General features: G+C 65.1%; 14 protein-coding genes and 1 pseudogene. 10 read left to right on the forward strand and 5 right to left on the reverse strand.

What is annotated here, in order from left to right; all coding sequences use genetic code 11:
- The first annotated feature begins 9 nt into the window (after positions 1 to 9).
- The 6 genes from DWV00_RS25295 (at position 10) to DWV00_RS25320 (ending at position 8,119) form a co-directional block, all read left to right on the forward strand.
- Entirely contained in the window at positions 10 to 1,158 is a 1,149-nt protein-coding gene (locus DWV00_RS25295; RefSeq protein WP_220274735.1) for a polysaccharide biosynthesis/export family protein, read from the forward strand.
- 86 nt (positions 1,159 to 1,244) lie between these two features.
- On the forward strand, positions 1,245 to 3,488 hold the full coding sequence (locus DWV00_RS25300; protein ID WP_115536368.1) for a polysaccharide biosynthesis tyrosine autokinase: 2,244 nt from the start codon (positions 1,245 to 1,247) through the stop codon (positions 3,486 to 3,488).
- 77 nt (positions 3,489 to 3,565) lie between these two features.
- Positions 3,566 to 4,693, forward strand: a complete 1,128-nt coding sequence (gene gmd, locus DWV00_RS25305) for a GDP-mannose 4,6-dehydratase (RefSeq protein ID WP_115536369.1) — start codon at positions 3,566 to 3,568, stop codon at positions 4,691 to 4,693.
- A gap of 37 nt (positions 4,694 to 4,730) precedes the next feature.
- Positions 4,731 to 5,684: a GDP-L-fucose synthase family protein gene (locus tag DWV00_RS25310; protein WP_115536370.1), complete on the forward strand. Its 954-nt coding sequence runs from the start codon at positions 4,731 to 4,733 to the stop codon at positions 5,682 to 5,684.
- A 6-nt stretch (positions 5,685 to 5,690) separates the two neighbouring features.
- The gene (locus tag DWV00_RS25315; RefSeq protein ID WP_115536371.1) at positions 5,691 to 6,878 is read left to right on the forward strand and encodes a glycosyltransferase family 4 protein; all 1,188 of its coding nucleotides are present in this window, start codon (positions 5,691 to 5,693) and stop codon (positions 6,876 to 6,878) included.
- Entirely contained in the window at positions 6,875 to 8,119 is a 1,245-nt protein-coding gene (locus DWV00_RS25320) for a glycosyltransferase WbuB (RefSeq protein WP_115536372.1), read from the forward strand. Before DWV00_RS25315 ends, DWV00_RS25320 begins: the two co-directional genes overlap by 4 nt.
- Before the next feature lie 27 nt (positions 8,120 to 8,146).
- Here the strand turns inward: DWV00_RS25320 and DWV00_RS25325 are convergent, their stop codons facing one another.
- On the reverse strand, positions 8,147 to 8,704 hold the full coding sequence (locus DWV00_RS25325; protein ID WP_147297974.1) for a hypothetical protein: 558 nt from the start codon (positions 8,702 to 8,704) through the stop codon (positions 8,147 to 8,149).
- Between the two features lie 138 nt (positions 8,705 to 8,842).
- Here DWV00_RS25325 and DWV00_RS25330 point away from each other — a divergent pair, with 138 nt between their 5' ends.
- Positions 8,843 to 9,568 (forward strand): LbetaH domain-containing protein, encoded by a 726-nt coding sequence (locus DWV00_RS25330; RefSeq protein WP_245965036.1) that lies wholly within the window; start codon positions 8,843 to 8,845, stop codon positions 9,566 to 9,568.
- Positions 9,569 to 9,708: 140 nt separating this feature from the next.
- Complete coding sequence (locus DWV00_RS25335) at positions 9,709 to 11,421, forward strand: FAD-dependent oxidoreductase (protein WP_115536374.1); 1,713 nt, start codon at positions 9,709 to 9,711, stop codon at positions 11,419 to 11,421.
- 49 nt (positions 11,422 to 11,470) lie between these two features.
- Here DWV00_RS25335 and DWV00_RS25340 read toward each other — a convergent pair whose 3' ends face one another.
- Positions 11,471 to 12,670: a glycosyltransferase gene (locus tag DWV00_RS25340; protein ID WP_115536375.1), complete on the reverse strand. Its 1,200-nt coding sequence runs from the start codon at positions 12,668 to 12,670 to the stop codon at positions 11,471 to 11,473.
- A complete protein-coding gene (locus DWV00_RS25345) occupies positions 12,667 to 14,055 on the reverse strand; it encodes a hypothetical protein (RefSeq protein ID WP_181885584.1) in 1,389 nt (462 codons plus the stop codon). Before DWV00_RS25345 ends, DWV00_RS25340 begins: the two co-directional genes overlap by 4 nt.
- Positions 14,056 to 14,383: 328 nt before the next feature.
- On the opposite strand from DWV00_RS25345, the pseudogene DWV00_RS25350 reads away from it, so the two are divergent.
- Positions 14,384 to 15,499, forward strand: a pseudogene (locus DWV00_RS25350) (acyltransferase family protein); the annotation flags it as partial.
- Here DWV00_RS25350 and DWV00_RS25355 read toward each other — a convergent pair.
- Complete coding sequence (locus tag DWV00_RS25355; protein WP_115536376.1) at positions 15,499 to 16,740, reverse strand: glycosyltransferase; 1,242 nt, start codon at positions 16,738 to 16,740, stop codon at positions 15,499 to 15,501. The pseudogene DWV00_RS25350 and the gene DWV00_RS25355 overlap by 1 nt on opposite strands.
- 293 nt (positions 16,741 to 17,033) lie before the next feature.
- Here DWV00_RS25355 and DWV00_RS25360 point away from each other — a divergent pair, with 293 nt between their 5' ends.
- Positions 17,034 to 18,248: an oligosaccharide flippase family protein gene (locus DWV00_RS25360; protein WP_115536520.1), complete on the forward strand. Its 1,215-nt coding sequence runs from the start codon at positions 17,034 to 17,036 to the stop codon at positions 18,246 to 18,248.
- Between the two features lie 55 nt (positions 18,249 to 18,303).
- On the opposite strand, the gene DWV00_RS25365 is transcribed toward DWV00_RS25360, so the two are convergent.
- Positions 18,304 to 19,092, reverse strand: coding sequence for a sulfite exporter TauE/SafE family protein (locus tag DWV00_RS25365; RefSeq protein WP_115536377.1), 789 nt, complete (start codon positions 19,090 to 19,092; stop codon positions 18,304 to 18,306).
- Positions 19,093 to 19,295: the final 203 nt, after the last annotated feature.

The raw sequence follows: 19,295 nt of genomic DNA on the forward strand, positions 1-19,295 counted from the left end.
GAGGACATCATGTCTGACTCGGCCTCGCGCATTCGCAGTGCGTTCTCGTTAGCAGTCCTTAGCTTCATCGCCATGTTGCCGGCTTGCTCGATCGTGCCGGGCCAGCGCATGATAACGCCGCCCACCGTCGCCGAGACGGGCGGCGAGTACAGTTCCGAGCCGGCTCAGAACGTCCAGGTACCGATCACCGACATCAACCTGAAGCTCATTCGGACGATGAACGATCAGGCCGTGCAGCATCCGATCTCGGACCAGACGCAGACCTTGTTCGGCACGCCCACGCCGTATCGAGTCGGTCCCGGCGACGTGCTCCAGATCACCGTCTGGGACCACCCCGAACTCGCCGCCGCGCTCGGGCAGATCACGCCGACGACGCGTACCGACGATGCGGCCCCGGGCTTCGTCGTCGACGAAAAGGGCAACGTGCAGTTCCCGTACGCGGGCACCGTTCACGTGGCCGGCGACAGCGTCGAGCAGATCCGGCACAAGATCGTCTCGCGCATCAGCAAGGTCTACAAGAGCCCCGAAGTGACGGTGCGCGTCGCGTCGTTCCGCGCGACGGAGATCTTCATCGACGGCGACGTCGGCAAGCCCGGTTCCGTGCAGATCAACGACATCCCGATGACGCTGACCGAGGCGATCGGCCGCGCGGGCGGTTTCACCGATGCGGCGGACCAAAGCCGCGTGACGCTGATCCGCGGCGGCAAGCGCTACCCGATCAGTTTCGCCGAACTGGTAAGGGGGGGACACAGCCCTTCAGAAATCGTGCTGCGGCCCGGCGACATGGTGCATGTGGGCTCGCGCGACGAAAACGGCGTCTACCTCATGGGCGAAGTCAACAAGCCCGCGACGATCCTGCCGATGCGCGACGGCCGGCTCACGCTTGCCGAGGCGCTGTCGCAGGCGGGCAGCCTCAACCCCGGCACGGCCTACGCCAAGCAGCTGTTCGTCATCCGAGATTCCACGGGCAGCAATCCGCAGATCTATCACCTCGATGCGACTTCGCCCGTTTCGATGGTGCTCGCCAACCAGTTCCAGCTCGAGCCGAAGGACGTCGTCTACGTCGATAACGGTGCGCTCGTGAAGTTCAACCGTGTGCTGAGCCTGTTCCTGCCGGCGATCAATGCGGGCCTGACGGCGGCGATCGTAACGAAGTGACCAACCGGCGCGCGTCGCCCGTTCACGACTGTGCGGATCATTCACGGTCGCGGCGGGACAGCGCGCAAACGATGCGAGCGAGGACCATGGCTATCAATTTCGAACATCGCTACGGCGATTTCGCGGCCGGCGACGAGTTGCGCCTTTCCGACTATCTGCAGGCGATCGCGACGAACTGGCGGCTCATCGCCACGATCACGCTGGCCGTGACGGTGCTCGGCTCGGCGTACGCGTTTCTGGCGCGGCCGGTCTACAAGGCCGACGCGATCATTCAAGTGGAGGAGACGCCGAATGCCGGCAACGGCGCCGCCGACGATCTGCGCCAGCAGATCGAGCCGCTTTCGCGGATGTTCGAGACGAAGGCGACGACCGCGGCGCAGATCGAGCTGCTCAAGTCCCGGCTCGTCACCGAAGCGACTGTGCGCGATTTGCACCTCGACATCGCCGGGGAGCCGCGCACGCTGCCTGTCCTCGGCCACCTGATGACGGCGCTGACGACGGGCAAGTTCGGCTTCAAACTCCCGCCCTTCATGGATATCGGTGGCTTCGCCTGGGGCAACGAGCAGATCGAAGTGTCGAGCATGGACACGCCGAGCGCGCTCTTCGGCAAGACGTTCACGCTGACGCAGGGCGAAGGCGGCGCGTTCACGCTGAGCGACCCCGACGGCATCGCCATTGCGAGCGGGCGCGTGGGCGAGGATGTGACGGGCACGACCGCGGCCGGTCAAGTGCGCGTGCACGTCGATCGGCTGACGGGCCGTCCGGGAACGCGATTCGATCTGACGCGCTCGTCGACGCTCGATACCGTCGAGCGCCTGCAAAAAGAACTCAGCATCAAGGAGACGGCCCTGCAATCGGGCGTGATCGCATTGAGCCTGCAAGGCGCGAATCCGCTGCTGACGGCCGACGTCGTCAACGGCATCGCGCGCCACTTCATCAAGCAAGACGTCGACCGCCGCTCCGCCGAAGCCGAACATACGTTGGCCTTCCTCGATCAACAGCTGCCCCAATTGCGACGCGAACTCGACGCGGCCGAGCAGCGCTACAACACGTTCCGCAACGCTCACGGCACGGTCGATCTCAGTGAGGAAAGCCGGTTGCTGCTGCAGCAAGTCGTCGACAACAAAACGAAGCTCGCCGATCTGGAGCGCCAGCGCGCCGACCTCTCGCAGCGGTTCACGCCGAGCCATCCGGCCGTCGCCGCGCTCGACGCGCAGATCGCCCAATTGAAGGGCGATCAGTCGCAGATGACGAAGAGTGTGGCCGAGCTGCCCGATACCGAGCAGACGGCGTTGCGGCTGCTGCGCGACGTGCGTGTCGATACGGAGCTCTACACGAACATGCTCAACAGCGCGCAGCAATTGCGCGTGGCCAAGGCGGGTCAAATCGGCAACGTGCGCGTGGTCGATTTCGCGGAGACGCCCGATAAGCCCATCTGGCCGAAACGCGCGATCGTGATTGTGTTTGCATTCGGCGGCGGGCTCTTCGTCGGTGTCGTCGCCGCGTTCGTGCGCAAGTCGCTCTATGGCGGCGTCGAGCGCGCCGACGAAATCGAAAGCGCGCTCGGCGTGCCCGTGTTCGCGGTCGTGCCGCGCAGCGGCTTGCAGTTGCGGCTTCAGCAGAACGTGATGCTGCGCCGGCAGGGCTTGCACGTGCTCGCCGCGCAATCGCCGCAGGACATCGCCGTCGAGGGCGTGCGCAGCCTGCGCACGACGCTGCAGCTGTCGCTCGACCAGGCGTCGAACAACATCGTCATGCTGACGGGTTCGCGCCCCGATGCCGGCAAGTCGTTCCTCTCGGTCAATCTCGCGGCGCTCGTCGCATCGGCCGGCAAGCGCGTGCTCGTGATCGACGGCGACATGCGGCGCGGCGAAGTGCATTCGCATTTCGGGGTGCGGCATCAACCGGGGCTGTCCGACGTGCTGCGCGGCGCCGACGTGCAGGCGGCGATTCAGCGCGAAGTGCTGCCGGGGCTGGACGTGCTGACGAAAGGCGCGCTGCCGTCGCATCCGTCCGAACTCTTGATGAGCGATCGCTTCCGCGAGGTGCTGCAAACGCTTGCGCGCGGCTACGACCTCGTTGTGATCGACACGCCGCCCGTGCTCGCCGTCACCGATTCGACGCTGATCGGCAAGTACGCGGGCACGGCGCTGCTCGTCGTGCGCTACGGCAGGCATCCGATCGGCGAAATCGGCGAGACGGCCAAGCGGCTCGAGACCGGCGGCGTGAACTTGAAGGGCGTGCTGCTGACCGACGTGCCGCCGGCCATGCCGCTGCTCGGCGGTTCGTACAAGGGCGGGTACTACGGATACGAGAGCATCGCCGAGTGAAGCCGAAGCGGAAGCGAACCGCATGACGCGAATACAAACGCAAACACAAGCACAAACACAAACACGAGGATCAGAGCATGAAGCGCAAGGTCGCATTGATCACGGGCGTGACCGGGCAGGACGGGGCATACCTCGCCGAGTTGCTGCTCGACAAAGGCTACGAGGTGCACGGCTTGAAACGCCGCACCTCGTTGTTCAATACCGATCGCATCGATCATCTCTATCACGATCCTCATGAGGTGGACGATGCGGCCAAACAATTGCATCTGCATTACGGCGATCTGACCGATTCGACGAGTCTTGTGCGCGTGATTCAGAGCGTCGAGCCCGACGAGATCTACAACCTCGCCGCGCAGAGCCATGTGGCGGTGTCGTTCGACGAGCCCGAGTACACGGCCAACGCCGACGGGCTCGGCGCACTGCGCATCCTCGAGGCGATCCGCATGCTGGGCCGGCACCAAAGCACGCGGTTCTATCAGGCATCGACGTCAGAACTCTACGGCTTGGTGCAGGAAACGCCGCAGCGCGAGACGACGCCGTTCTATCCGCGCAGCCCCTACGCGGTGGCGAAGCTGTTCGCCTATTGGACGACCGTCAATTACCGCGAGGCGTATGGCATCTATGCCTGCAACGGCATTCTGTTCAATCACGAATCGCCCGTGCGCGGAGAGACGTTCGTCACGCGCAAGATCACGCGTGCGCTGGCGCGCATCGCCGTGGGATTGCAGCGCGAGCTGTATCTCGGCAATTTGTCGGCGCTGCGCGATTGGGGCCACGCGCGCGACTACGTCGAGATGCAATGGATGATGCTGCAGCAGGCGGCGCCCGAGGATTTCGTGATCGCCACGGGCGAGCAATACAGCGTGCGCGAGTTCGTTCAGCGCGCGGCGCTCGAACTCGGCATGACGATTCGCTTCGAGGGCAGTGGACTCGATGAGGTCGGCTTCGTCGAACACGTGGGCAGCCGAGAGACCCGCGTGTCGCCCGGCGACGTCATCGTGCGCGTCGATCCGCGCTACTTTCGCCCGACCGAAGTCGAGACGCTGCTCGGCGATTGCTCGAAGGCGCGCGAGAAGCTCGGATGGCAGCCGCGTACGCCGTTTTCGGCGCTGGTGCGTGAAATGGCGCTGGCCGATTATCAAATTGCGCGGCGCGACGCGCTCGTGACCATGGCCGGCTTCAAAACGCTCGAGCATCACGAGTGAGGGCAGTGAGGGCAGCACATACAGCGAGGGCCGGAAGATGAACGCTCAGTCACGCATCTTCATCGCAGGGCATCGCGGCATGGTAGGTTCCGCGCTCGTGCGCGAGTTCGAGGCGCATGGCTATCGCAACCTCGTCACGCGCGGGCACGATCTGCTCGATCTGACCGATCAACGCGCGGTACGCGCTTTTTTTGCGGATGAGCGTATCGACGTGGTGCTGCTTGCCGCGGCCCGCGTCGGCGGCATTCTCGCGAATTCGATGAAGCCCGCGACGTTCATCTACGAGAACCTGGCGATCGAAACGAACGTGATCGATGCCGCTTATCGAGCGGGTGTCGAGCGGCTCGTGTTCTTCGGCTCGTCGTGCATTTATCCGAAGCTGTGCCCGCAGCCGATCCTCGAATCGTATTTGATGAGCAGCGCGCTGGAACCGACGAACGAGCCCTACGCGATCGCGAAGATCGCGGGGCTCAAGCTGTGCGAGGCATACAACCGCCAACACGGCACGCGCTATGTCGCGTTGATGCCGACGAATCTCTATGGCCCGAACGACAACTACGATCCCGCGAGCAGTCACGTTCTGCCCGCGCTGATTCGCAAGGCGCATGAGGCGAAGCTCGCGAACGCGCCGGCACTGACCATATGGGGCACGGGGGTGCCCCGCCGCGAGTTCATGCACGTCGACGATTTGGCGAGCGCGACGCGCTTCGTGCTCGAGCAGGCGTTGAACGACGGCGTCTACAACGTCGGCGTCGGCACCGATCTGACCATTCACGAGTTGGCCCAGCATGTTGCTCAGATCGTAGGTTTCAAGGGTGAACTGATTTTCGACCGCTCGAAGCCCGACGGTACCCCACGCAAGCTGCTCGACGTCTCGCGGCTGGCGCAGCGAGGCTGGCACGCGACGATCGGGCTCACCGAAGGCCTTCGCGCGGTCTACGCGCAATACGCCGCGCAGCATCCCATACTCGATGCGGTATCGAACGGATGAGCGAGCATGACTACAACAGTGACGATCTTTCACAACGTCGTCTGGTCGCGGCACAAGGGCGCCGTGTTTTCCGCGCTCCACAACTTGTCGACCGCGGGAACGATTCGCTACGCGATGGTGCAGATCGCCGATACCGAGGCGGATCGCATCGGCTTCTCCGAGGTCGACTACTCGTTCCATCGCTATCCGATGCGCAAGCTGTTCGACGGCTGCTATGAAGATGTGCCCACGTGGAGGATGATCGCGCGGCTTACGTCGGAGGTGTTGACGTCGAAGTCGGCGCTTGTCGTGTTGCCGGGCTACCATCGCCCGGAATATTGGGCGATGCTGGCCGCATGCATCGTCACGCGCAAGCGACGCGCGGTGTTCTGCGATTCGACCGCTTTCGATCGGCCCCGGCGGCTGCTGACGTCGATTCCGAAGCGTCTGTTCTTTTCGCTTTGCGACGGCTATTTCGGCTTCGGCGAGCGTAGCCGCGAGTATTTGATGTCGCTGGGCGCCAAGCGCGAGCGGATCTTCGTGCCTTGCCAGGCGGCTGCCTTGCCTCGATCGTTCTCGCCCGAGCGTGCGCTCGGCGAGCGCTTGGCCGCGCGCCGCCTGGGCCGTCCGGTGCTGCTCTATGTGGGGCGGCTGTCGGAGGAGAAGTCGATCGATACGCTGCTGGATGCATTCGTGCGCGTGTGGCAGGCCGTGCCCGAGGCGACGCTGCGCATCGTCGGCACAGGCGGTTTGCACGATGCGCTTGCCGCTCGAGTGAGCGCGCTCGCGCTCGACGGCGCCGTGCAATTCGTCGGCAGTCTGCAGGACGAACCGCTCTCGCGTGAATATTTCGGCGCGACTTGCCTCGTGTTGGCGAGCCATAGCGAGCCATGGGGGCTCGTCGTCAACGAGGCGTTGAATCATGGGTGTCCGGCCGTTGTCAGCGATCGATGCGGCTGCGTGCCGGAATTGATCGTGGAGGGCAAGACAGGGCTCTCGTTTCCGGCCGGCGACGTCGATGCGCTCGCGCGGACGCTGATCGACGCGATCGGCTGTTTCGACGATGCGGAGAGCACGGCGCACGCTTGCATGGCGCGTATCGCGCGTTTCGATCCGCGTTCGGCCGCGGTGAACATCGAGCGCGGCTGCGCGACGATGCTGCGCGAGCCCGGCGATAGACACACGGCTTCACGCGCGAGCGGCATCGGGCGATGAAACTGCTCATCTACGGCCTCAATTACGCGCCCGAACTGACTGGGGCGGGGAAATACACGGCTGAAATGGCCGAGGCGCTCGCCGCTCGCGGGCATGACGTGCACGTTGTCTGTGCTCCGCCGTATTACCCCGCATGGCACGTCGCGGCGGGGTGGTCGGCGTGGCGATATGCGCGCGAGGAGCGCGGCGGCGTGGCGGTGCGGCGCGCGCCGCTGTGGGTGCCGTTGCATCCGCGCGGTGTCACGCGGGTGGTGCACTTGGCGTCGTTCGCGTTGTCGTCGATCTTGCCGATGCTGGCCCAGTGGCGCTGGCGGCCCGACGTCGTGTTGGCGATCGCACCGACGCTGCTTTGTGCCCCTGCCGCGCTGGCGCTGGCGCACGTGACGCATGCGAAGGCTTGGCTGCATGTTCAGGACTTCGAGGTGGACGCCGCGTTCAAGCTCGGGCTGCTGGCAAGGCGCAACGCCGCGCGTGCCGCGCATGCGTTCGAGCACTCGATGCTGCGCCGCTTCGATGTCGTTTCGTCGATTTCCGAGAAGATGGTCGAGCGGCTGGTGGCGCTGGGCGTGGATGCGTCGCGAGCGCTGTGCTTGCCGAATTGGGTGGATGTGGAGACGATTCGTCCGCTCGAGCGGCGCAGCGGGTATCGCGCGTCGCTGGCGATCGGAGAGGGCGAGAAGATCGTGCTTTATGCGGGCAACATGGGGGCGAAGCAGGGGCTGGAGTATTTGATCGCGGCTGCCATGCTGCTCGTCAGGCGCCCCGATATCCGATTCGTGTTTTGCGGCGACGGCCTCGCGCGCGATGAAGTGGCTCGGCAGTGCGCGCGGCTTCCGAATTGCATGCTCATCGGCCTGCAGCGCGCCGATCTGCTCAACGAATTGCTCAATGCCGCCGATGTGCATGTGTTGCCGCAGCGTGCCGATGCGGCCGATCTCGTGATGCCTTCGAAGCTGACGGGGATGATGGCGAGCGGCCGCGCGATCGTCGCGATGGCGGGCGAGGGGACGGAGCTTTGGAGCGTGCTTGCCGGGCGAGGGATGACGGTCGAGCCGGAGGACGGGGCAGCGCTCGCTCACGCGATCGAAGTGCTCGTCGACGACGCGTCCATGCGAGAGCGGCTCGGTGCCGCTGCCAGGCGATATGCGGTGTTGATGCTTTCGCCTGAAGCAGTGATGGAGCGGCTCGAGCGGCGGCTGTATGCATGCCTCGACGAAGAGAAGGAAGCGGTGGAGATGTGACGGGGGGCTGATTCAAAGCACGAGATCCTACCAAGGCATCTTATAGACCTGCCCCACGGCCTTTCCGACGTCCCCCGGTCCGTGATAGATCGACAGCGCCGATTCCGTCGGCGATTGGGTACCCGGGTCCGCTTTGTCTACCTTTGCTTTCCGGGCGGCTTTATCGACTGGCATCCCCGGCAGCGGCGCCGGCGGTTTATCGGCAGGCTGAGGCCCATAGCGTCCGTCCGCCAGCGCGCCGCGCGGCACGCGCTCCGTACCGGTCAACGCTTGCTCCCTGGCCCGGGTTGAATCGAAGGCCGCGCCGTAAGGGTCGCCGGGTTGCGCCGGTGCGCCGAGCAAGGCTTCAGGGTCGCCGCGGAGCCCTTCGAGCCGATCGGCCTCGGTGCCTGCCGCCGCATCGCGATCCTCGGGCGCCATTCGTTGCGTCTGCGTGTCCGCTTTGCCGCGGCCGTCTGCGTTCTGTTCCGCCTGAGCAAGAGCTGCCCCAGCGGTGCCGAGCAACGCACCGAACAACGCCGTGCATATCCATCGGCAACCGATACCCACGGCAGCCTCCATTGCGCCCATTGGCCCGTCTTTCATGCTCCCGCACGAGCGGCTCCGTACCCCGCCAAAACACCATCGGCTGCCGCCATACGACGCCGGCGCGAGATACATCGCCCCACGCCGAGCACGATAATCGTCGCTGAAACCGACCAATTCCTCGTCGCACGAACTGAAATGGATCGCCCGATCGAACCTATCGAGCGCGCACAGTTGCACGCGCGGCAGGACGTGTTCGTATCCGATTCTGAGTTGTCGAATCGGGCGAGCGCCGACGGCGTATCGCCCGCGTTCGCCGCAACGAGCGATACACAGACTCGACCTACCCGACATACCGAGGCAAGCGGCATCCCGGTCATCGACCTAAGCTGTGCGGGCAAGGGCAACTACGTCGCCAAACGCAGCCTCCCCATGCAAGCGCTCTGGTTCGTCGTCGAAGCCTGCCTCATCAACAACAAACTCAACCCAAGCTCCGCCTTGCGGGTCGCGCTGCTACGCCTATTCGGCGCCAAGATCGGCACGGGCTGCTGCTTCGTGCATCCGGTGCGAGTCAAAGCCCCATGGAATCTCGAGGTGGGCGACCACTGCTGGTTCGGCGTCGACGTCTGGCTCTACAACCAAGCACCGATCCGCATCGGCTCGCACGTGTGCCTGTCGCAAGGCACGTTTTTGACGACAGGCTCGCACGAGGCGAGTACCACGATGGACCTGCGCGTTGCGCCGATCGTCATCGAAGACGGCGTCTGGATCACCTCGAAATGCGTCGTCCAAATGGGCGTGAGAATCGGCCGCTCGGCGCTCGTGACACCGCTGTCGGTCGTCCACTGCTCGCTCGCGCCCGGAGGCGTCTACGGCGGCAATCCTTGCCGTTTTCTTCGCTCTCGATTCCCCTCCGAAGATTGATTTTTGCGGTTGGAAAACCTCGGCGTCATGCGCGGCCGCAAGATGAGTGCGCACGCCCACCGCCGTGGCGGTAGCCGCAGAAATCTTGTCGGGACGACACGCGTCGTTAGCCTGAAGATTGGGGAAACGGAGCATGGGTCATGTTCATCGATACGCGTGGCATCGACGAAGGCCGAGAGATCGAAACGACGGTGTGCATCGTCGGTGCGGGCGTCGCCGGCATCACGCTCGCGCTCGAACTCGACCGCTGCGGGATCGATACTTGTCTGCTGGAAAGCGGCGGCTTTCGGCCCGACGACGATACGCGCGACCTCTATCGCGGCGAGAACGCAGGCTTGCCCTATGCGTTCGCCGACGGCAGCCGCAGCCGCTATTTGGGCGGCAGCAGCAATTGCTGGGGCGGCTGGTGCAGGCCGCTCGATCCGTGGGACTTCGAGCAGCGCGATTGGGTGCCGGACAGCGGCTGGCCGTTCAGGATCGACGAACTCGAGCCGTACTACGCGCGCACGCATGCGCTGCTCAAGCTAGGCCCGAACAACTTCGACCCGCCGTTCTGGGAGCACGCGATCGGACGTGCCGACGTGCGGCGGATCCCGCTCGTCACGGGCAACGTGCGCGATACGATCGCGCAATTCAGCCCGCCCGCGCGCTTCGGCAAGCTCTATCGCGGCAACCTCGAGCGATCGCCGCATATCCGCGTGTTCCTGCATGCGAACGTGGTGCACGTCGACACGGATGCCGACGCTTCGCACGTCACGCGCGTCGACATCGCAACCTTGACGGGCCGGCATATGACCGTGACGGCCAAGCGCTTCGTGCTGGCGGCGGGAGGCATCGAGAACGCGCGCCTGCTGCTCGCGTCGAACCGCGTGCAGGCGGCGGGCCTTGGAAACGCCTACGACAACGTCGGGCGGTATTTCATGGATCATCCTCGCATCATGTCGGGCAGCGTGCGCTTCTCGCCGGCATGGGCGCGCAACAAGCTCTACGACATCAAATTCCACTATCAAAATGCGGCTGTCTCGGCGCACGGTACGCCGATCTCGTCGCAATTCGCGTTGACGCCGGAGGTGCTGCGCCGAGAGCGGCTCCTTAATTCACGCGTGTGGTTCTTTTCGATGTTTTACGGCGAGGGCAGCGCGGGCGCGGAGGCGTTGATCCGGTGCAAGCAGGCGTTGCTGCATAAGGACCAGCCCGATCGGCGCTGGAGCGAAGATTTGGAGACGATGCTTAGGCATCCTATCGATACGGCGGGATTCGGGTTGACGCGGCTATTGCAGCCGCGCGCGCTGATCCGGGACGTCAAGCTGCAGGCGATCGTCGAAGCGCAGCCGAACCGCGATAGCCGAGTGACGCTGGGCGAGCAACGAGATCGACTCGGGATGCCGCGCGTCAAGGTCGCGTGGCGTCTGACCGAACTGGCGCAGCGCACATTCGATCGCACCTTTGAGCTCGTCGCCGACGAATTGCATACGAGCGCAGTCGCGCAGGTCGAACTCGATGCGCCGCTCGAAGGGCATGCATGGCCTACGACGCTGGAAGGAACGTGGCATCACATGGGTACGACCCGGATGCACGACTCGCCGCGGGGGGGCGTTGTGGATCGCCATTGCAAGGTGTACGGCGTCGACAATCTGTACGTTGCGGGAAGTTCGGTGTTTCCGACCGTCGGTGCGAATTTCCCGACGATCACCATCGTCGCGCTGGCGCTGCGGTTGGCCGGTCACCTCGTGCAGTCGCTGCATGGGCCCGATGCGGTCGCGGTTCTGAAACCGGCGTGCGACACCGAGAAAGACGATGTGGGTACGGCGCTGCCGTTTGCGTCGGTGCTCGGACGCATCGTCAAACATTGACGCAAAGCGGGGGCACTCCGATCGATGGCGGCACCGTCGAGGATGTTTCCTATACAAGATGCACCCGGGTCGCTGCCTTTTCGGATCGGGCTTGCTCGACCCGATCGTCTTCGAGCGTCTGAAGCAGCTTGCGTATATGGGCGTCGATCGTGAATCGCGCGATGAAGGCGGCGTGCGCTCGTTCGCGCATATGCATACGCGAAGACGCGTCGAGCGCGAGCCAACGGCGCAAATTCATGGCGGTGCCTTCAACCGTATCGGATGCCACCAGACCCGCCCCGTCGGCGTCCACTTCCCGCCAAATATTGATCTTGTCGGAGATGAGCGCCGGCATGCCGCTCGCGAGCGCTTCGACCACGGCGATGCCGAAGTTTTCTTGATGCGACGGCAGAACGAACGCATCGCTCGCGCAGAATGCCCCCCATTTGAGGTCGCCTTGCAGCAGACCGGTCCACGTGATGCGATCGGCGATATTCAACTCGAGCGCGAGCGCATGGAGCCGGGCAACCGTTTCGTCATTGCCCGTGCCGGCGATGACGAGGTGCAGAAGCGGCTCGCTCGGCGCAACGCGCGCGAACGCGCGCAGCAAGATGTCACAGCCTTTTTTCGGGTGGATTCTGCCGAGAAAGAGCAGCAAGCGCCGCGAGGCCAGCGCCGGATAGGCGGAAAAGAAGGCGGCCCGCAAGCTCGCCGGGTCGTCCTGCGGCTCTACGGTGCCGTACGAGACAACGCGTTCGCGCACGCGATAGAGCCAGAACGATTGCCGGGCGAGCAGGCGTTCCTCCTCGGTAGTAAAGAGGACGGCGCGCGCATCGCGCAGGACGCGATATTCGGCCCACGGCCAGTAGAGCCACTTCTTCAGATGCTTGAGCGGAAACGTGTGCTTGAACCAGGGATCGAGCATGCCGTGCGCGAATACGTAATAGGGGACCGGCAAGCCCCGCAGCGCTTGTCGCGTCGCGAAGCCGTGGTATTGCCAGAGGCCGTGGACAATCACGGCATCGAATCGCGGCGCGTGCTCGCGCAGCCAAGACGGCGCGCGCGGCGCAAGGCCGTACCTCGCGCGTCCGGGACCGAGCGCCTTGACGGGGGCGGGCACGTCCGAGAGAAAGGGCGCGTCGGGCGCATCGAGCGTAGCGATTTCGACGACATGACCGAGCTTGCCCAACGCGAGTGCGCATTGACGCACGCCTTCCACCGGTCCGCCGGCTGCAGGGTCGAACGTAGCCAGGACGTGCAGGAGTCTCACGAGGCCATCGCATCGATGCGTTCACGGGCCGGGCGCTCCGTGGCCGCACGCGTGGCAGCGCGCACCTCGCACCGCGACAGCTGCGCGTGCATGGCCACCATCAATCCAAGCCCGATGCCGAACACGAGCCCGGAAAACCGCGGACCGAGCGGATTGCCGCCGATAGACGCGGCCGGCAATGCCGCGGTCATCAAGATCGCACGCCCGAGTACGGGCAATTGCGGCGTATCGGGAGCGTGCATGTGCCAGCGCCGATACGTGATCGAGCAGCGGATCAGTGCATAGAGCAGCGCAAGCGGGAAGGCGAGCCCGAACAGCAGGCCGCCCGCAAAGAATTGATAGACCCAGAAGTTGTGCCCGGCGGCCCAATCGCGCTGCGCGTAGAACTCCTTCTTGCTCATCTGCCCGGCAAGATCGCTCAGGTAGGCGGGGGAATAGCGATAGTCGTGGCCGTATCCCTCGCCGACGAGCAGCGAAACCGGCGACGAAACCACTTGATCGTATTGATCGCGCATTTCGGCCAGGCGGGTGATCGTCGTCGGATCCATGCCCGTTTCGGTCGAGAGCTTCGCGAAGTCGATGCGTTGCACCCAGTGTTCGGCCACGTCCGGGAACCATGCGGCGGCTGCGAACGCCATGGTGCCGAGCATGATGGCGGCGAGGGCGGCGCCTAAGAGTGCCCGTGCGAGACGACGCGTTCCGGCCGCGCTCATCCAGACGGCTAGCACGAACAGCAATCCCGTACCGACGACGAGCGAACGGGTGACGCTCAGCAATTCGATGACGACGGTCGCCATGAACATGCCGAGCGTGAGCGCCGTATAGCGCTTGGCGATGACGAACTCGTGCAGCAGGACGCCTTGCAGGGCGAGGAAGGTGACCGAGACGAGCCGATAGCGCACGTCGGCGAGCGACCCGGCGACGACGAGTCCATACAGGCATGTGAATCCGAGGCTGACGGCGTTGGCCCAAAACAGCGCCTTCTCGAATTGCTCCAAGCGCACTTCTTGCCAGGGCCGGCAGGCGGCGATGAAGCCCAACTGAAACAAGGCGAACGGCAGCAGCACGCGCAGGTATTGACCGACGGTGTTCTGTTGCAGCCATTGCGTGAAGACGCTCGCGGGTACGGCGAGCATCAGCGATACCGTCATCAACGCGCGCAGCGCGCATCGATCTCGCAGCCGCGGCCCGATCAGCATGAGGACGAGGCCGGCCGCGACGACCGGGATGACCAGCAGAATCTGCGCGGCATGGCTGTCGCCCGTCGCGGCCGCTTTGTAGTCCATCGCGAGTGGAAGCGCGAACAGCCAGATCCATAGATTTGCGAACGGATTGGATGCCGTGCGGCGTGGGCCCGATGCGAATCGATATCGCGCCTCTCTCATGACGGATCGGCTCCTTTCGCGTTGGCGGATCGCCCGTTGACGGTCTCGGGCGCGATTCACGAGGCGACTATAGGCGAGCGCGTATCCGCGGAGTGGCTGCTTGGCGGCGCTCGGCTAGCGTTAGGCGGGGATGGACGGGTATCGACGGATACCGGGACACGCTCGGCGGCCGGTCGCGCCGCCGCTCACCGGGCACGTGCGGCTATCCCCCCGCATGAAATCCAACTTGTCGCCTGCCGCCGGGATATTGGCGGATCCCCGCTCATGTCGAAGCCGAAGATCGAAGGGCCGCATCGAAGCCGGCATCGCTTCGCTGAAGGAATCGCCGATGATCAAGAATCCGTTCGGAGGAGCGAAGGCGATCGTTCGCGATCGGGCGATCGAGCTCGACTTCCTGCGCGGGATCGCGATCGTCGCCGTGATGGGGTATCACTTCCGCTCGGTCGATCCCGGCGTCGCGATCGTGTCGATTGTCCAGTATCCGTTCACGCACTTCGGCAGAGAAGGCGTCAATTTGTTCTTCACGCTGAGCGGCTTTCTCGTCGGCGGGCTGCTGCTCAAGCAATACGCCGAGCACGGTTCGATCGACGCCCGCCGCTTCATCGTGCGGCGGATCTTCAAGATTTGGCCGGCCTATTACGTGCTGATCGCTTTCCATGCGATCGTCCGGCGCCATCCGCTCGACAGTTTTCTCTGGCAGAACCTCACGCATTTGCAAAACTATTTCGGCACGTCGATTTCGCAGACGTGGTCTCTCGCCGTCGAAGAGCATTTCTATCTGTTCCTGCCCGCCGTGCTGCTCCTGCTCGTGCGGTGGCGGCTAGGCGCGCGCGCGATTCTCGGGACGCTGGGCCTCGTCTGCCTCCTCGTGCTCGTCATCCGTTCGATCGCCGTGGCCGGCGGGCACCTCGACGCCGCGTTCGCGTACACGCAATACCGCATCGATAGCTTGCTCGCCGGCGTGATGCTGGCCGTCGTCTATTGGATGGCGCCCGGCACCTATCGCCGTCTTGCGCGGCAAACCGGGCTGCTCGTCGCGCTCGTCGCCGGACTGATCGCGTGGCTCGGCTTCGGCACGCCGCACTACGCGCTCGACGAAAGCATCGGCTACACGATTCAGTCGATCGGCTTCGTTGCGCTGATCGTGCTGATGCTCGAGCACGCCGGCAGGGTACGCGGGACATGGTGGTTCCGCGCCATGGCGTGGGTCGGCGTCTATTCGTATGGGATTTACCTGTGGCACTCGATCGCGCTCGCGCCGGGCGAGATGTTCATCGGCAAAGCCACGGCCGCGGGTGCGCCTCGCCTGGCCGTCTGGGGCGGCGCGCTCGTCTTCCAAGCCGCGATTGCGATCGGCGTGGGTTACGTCACGACACGCGCGATCGAGTTTCCGTTTCTGAAGTTGCGCAATGCGATGTTCCCTGCCGCGCGTGGCGCGCAAGTCTACTCGTCGAGTGCGGGCGCCGAGACCGAGGCTGAGACAGAGACCGCCGCTGCGTCCCGCAAAGTCCGCTTGAACGCGTCGAGCGTGTTGAGTGCCAGCAACGCCCCGTGGCTGCCCAAGATCGTTCGGCCGCCGGCATCGGCGGCTTCCGCCAACGCTTCTGCGATACCGCAAACAATGGCCTTGGGCGAAAGATCGTCGAGCACGGGTCCGAGCTTGCCGCCCGCGCAGAACCAGCCGATCAATCCCTCGGACGTCGCAACGACGCGCTTGCCGAACCGATAGGCTTGCACGAGCACGCCGCTCATGCCGTAGTGGCCCTTGTAGCCGAGCCAAACGACGTCGCATGCGGAGAAGAGATCGAACTCCACTTCATCCGTGATGAAGCGATCGATGACGATCGGCTTGGGCGTCAAGCGAGGCGCCTGCGAGCGCAGGAACGCTCGCATCGATTCGTCCTGCTCGCCCGCGACGACGAGTGTCGGTGCGTGCGCCATGTGTTCGAGCGCGGTCACGAGTTCGCGGATGCCTTTGCGGTCGGTCATCGATCCGTAGACGAGCAAATGCGGCCCCGGCCCGAAGTTCAGGCGAGAACGCGCCGCCGCCGGATCGTCGGCTCGCGCGTCGGGGAATGGATCGGCAAGATAGGCGATCGTCGCGTGCGAACGCGAACGCGCTAGCGCATGCGTGCTCCATTCGGGCAGGGTCGGGTCGATCGAGAGCAAGGCATTCAGCCCGCGTGCCTTGACGGCGCGTCGAAATAACCGCGCTTTGATCGCATTGACGAGCGGGCGATCGGGAGCCTTCACGCCGACATCGCGATGATGGAACGTCGCGCGCATCGTGATGCCGATCCAAGGGGTGTCGTCGAACGGCGATCCGAGCAGCGGCAGGGCATAGAGAAAATAGTCGACGTAGGGGACGACCACGAGCGAGACCGGCATGCAGGCACCGACGCGCGCGAAGGCGTGCGCGAAGTACCGGTGGTACCGCGCATACGAAACGCGCATGGCGGGTGCCGCGATCGAAGGCGCGGGCGGCGGGGAATCGACGAATGCGATCTCGAGCCCCGGCCTGCGCTCTTCGACGATCTTGCGCGCCAACGGGTGGTCCTCGTTGGACGGCATCGTTGCGATGACGCAAGCCAGGCCGGCTTCCTCGAAGGCTTGCGCGGCCCACTGAGCGTAGCGCCATCGATGGCCGGTGAAATTGGGTTCGATGATCAGCACGGCCTGGGTCATCGTCGATGGGCTCCGTATAACGGCGCACGGCGCCGCTCGCGAGAACGGTATCACCGGCCGCTAGGTGTCGGCCGCCAATCTGCCGTCGGTTTGCGCATCGATGTCCTGCCGGGCAGGCATTGGCGGATCGCCACTACTTGATGGCGCTTTTCGGCGGCGCGGGCGCGTTACTTTGTCGTTCGCGACGCGTTTTGAAGCGCGGTGCGCGATTCGTTCAACGACGCGGATTGGGGTCCAACGTGAACACAGTGCGCGGCAACCGGGCGAGATCGACGCGGCTTGCGGCATCGTCGATGCGCGCGAGCCTTGCGCCGAGCGCCGCGACCTGGGTGCTCGCGCAGCAGGCCGCCGTGCGCGGCCTCGTCGCGATCAAGTTTCTGGCGATCGGCCGCATTCTCGGGCCGGCGGCGATCGGCAGCGTCAGCGTGGCGCTATTGGCCGTCGCGATCGCCGAATCGCTGTCGGACACAGGGCTTGCGCAGGCGATCGTGCAAGGCAAGGACGCGCCCACGCGGAACGAACTCGGCGCCGTGTTCGCCACGCTCGTCGTGCGGGGGCTAGGTGTCGCGCTCGTGCTGCTCGCGTTGGCGCCGTTCATGGCGAGCCAGTTTCATCTGGGCCGGTCGCTCTTGCCGCAAATGGCCGCGGCGCTGCCGCTCGTGCGCGGCGTGGCATCGCCGGGCTACTACGTGGCGCAGCGAGAACGCCGGTTCTCGAGCCTCGCGGCGATCGAGATCGGCGCCGCGTTCGCCGATTGCGGGGTCGGCCTCGCGTTTGCGCTCTCCGGGGCGGGCGCCTACTCGGTGCTGGTCGGCATGCTGCTCGGCGAAGCGCTCAAGAGCACGCTGACTTGGGCGGCGCTCGCGCCGCGTCCGCCGCTCGCGCTTCGCTGGTCCGGCATCGGCCATTACATCGGTTTTTCGCGGTGGATCTGGGCGGGCAGCGTCGTCAATCTCGTCCTCAATCAGTTCGACAAGATCGTCGTCGGCAGGATGCTCGGGCCCGCGCAGCTTGGGGCCTACCAGATGTCGTCGCGCTTGGCGCAACTGCTGTTGGCCGATGCGGCGATCGCGCTGTCGCAATACCTGTTTCCCACCTTCGCCGCCCGTCATCGCACCGATGCGAACGAAGCCGCGCGGCTGTTCAAGCGCTGGCTCGCGCTCGGTGCGGGCGCGGCCGTGCTCGTCGTGCTCGCATTGCGCGCACTTGCCGCTCCGCTGTTCGCGCTCGTGCTCGGGCCGCAGTGGCGGCCGGCCGTCCCGCTGTTTCGCATCTTCGTCGTCAACATGGCACTCGGCGCACTCATCGCCGTGCTCGTCGCTTATCTGCGCGCGCGCGGCGATGCACGCGCGCCCGCGCAGGCCTCGGCGATGCAGGTCGTCGTGCTGATTGCCGTCGTGCCCGCGGCCATGCACGAATGGGGCGTGATGGGCGTTGCTCGCGGGATGACGGCGGGGCTCGCGACGGCCGGCGCTTGGATGCTCTATCGGGCCTTCAAATCACGATAGTTGTAAGCGAACTAAGCGAAGTAGTTGAAGCCGCCGAAGCAGCGTCAAGCCGGCGTCATGCCCAGACGAGCCGCACACCGACGAGCACGAGGACCGCCGCGAGCAGATTGCGCAGCAGCGCTTCGGGCGAACGCGAGGACAGGTGGCTGCCGAGCGCGATCCCGGGCAGCGAACCGATCAGCAGCGAGAGCAGCATGGCGACGTCGACCGAGCCCAGCAGCCAATGGCCCATGCCGGCGACGAGTGTGAGCGGCACGGCATGCGCGATATCGGAGCCGACGATGCGCGAGGTGGCGAGCGCCGGGTAGAGCAGCAGCAAGACGGTCACGCCGATCGCGCCGGCGCCGACCGACGTGAGCGACACGAGCACGCCGAGCACGACGCCGGTCAGTACGGTCAGCGGCACCGTGCGCGCGGCGTTGACGTCGCGCGGCGCACGCGTGGCGAGCGCCGCGAGTTTCGGCCGGAACACGAGCGCGATCGACGTGATCAGGAGCGCGGCGCCGAGCACGTGCTGAATCAGCGACATCGCCGCCTTCGACTGCATGCCGTAGCGATGGAGCAGCCACAGCGTGATCGCCGCGGCCGGGACGCTGCCGCACGCGAGCCGGCCCGTCACGCGCCAATCGATCGAACCCTTGAGGCCATGCACGAGCGTGCCCGTCGCCTTCGTGACGGCGGCGTAAAGCAAATCGGTGCCGACGGCCGTGGCCGGATGCACGCCGAAGATCAGCACGAGCAGCGGTGTCATCAACGAGCCCCCGCCGACGCCCGTCAAGCCGACGAGAACGCCGACGCCGAGGCCGGAGACGGAATACAGCCAATTGATGTGGGGCATGAGCATCGGGCGACTCGAAATCGGCGGCGTGGCCGCGTGGATATGAGTGCCCGATTGTACGGGGGGGCCGTAAGCTTCGTTAGAATGATCGGCCATATCGTTAGCAGATACGAAGATAACGGCGATGCGTCGTTAGAACGCACGGCGATAACGACGGCGGGCGGCGCCACGGCCGAGGACGGCTAGAAGATGGCGCACGCGGGCATGGG

Origin of the sequence: Trinickia dinghuensis (assembly GCF_003367175.1) — a bacterium.
Lineage (GTDB): Bacteria > Pseudomonadota > Gammaproteobacteria > Burkholderiales > Burkholderiaceae > Trinickia > Trinickia dinghuensis.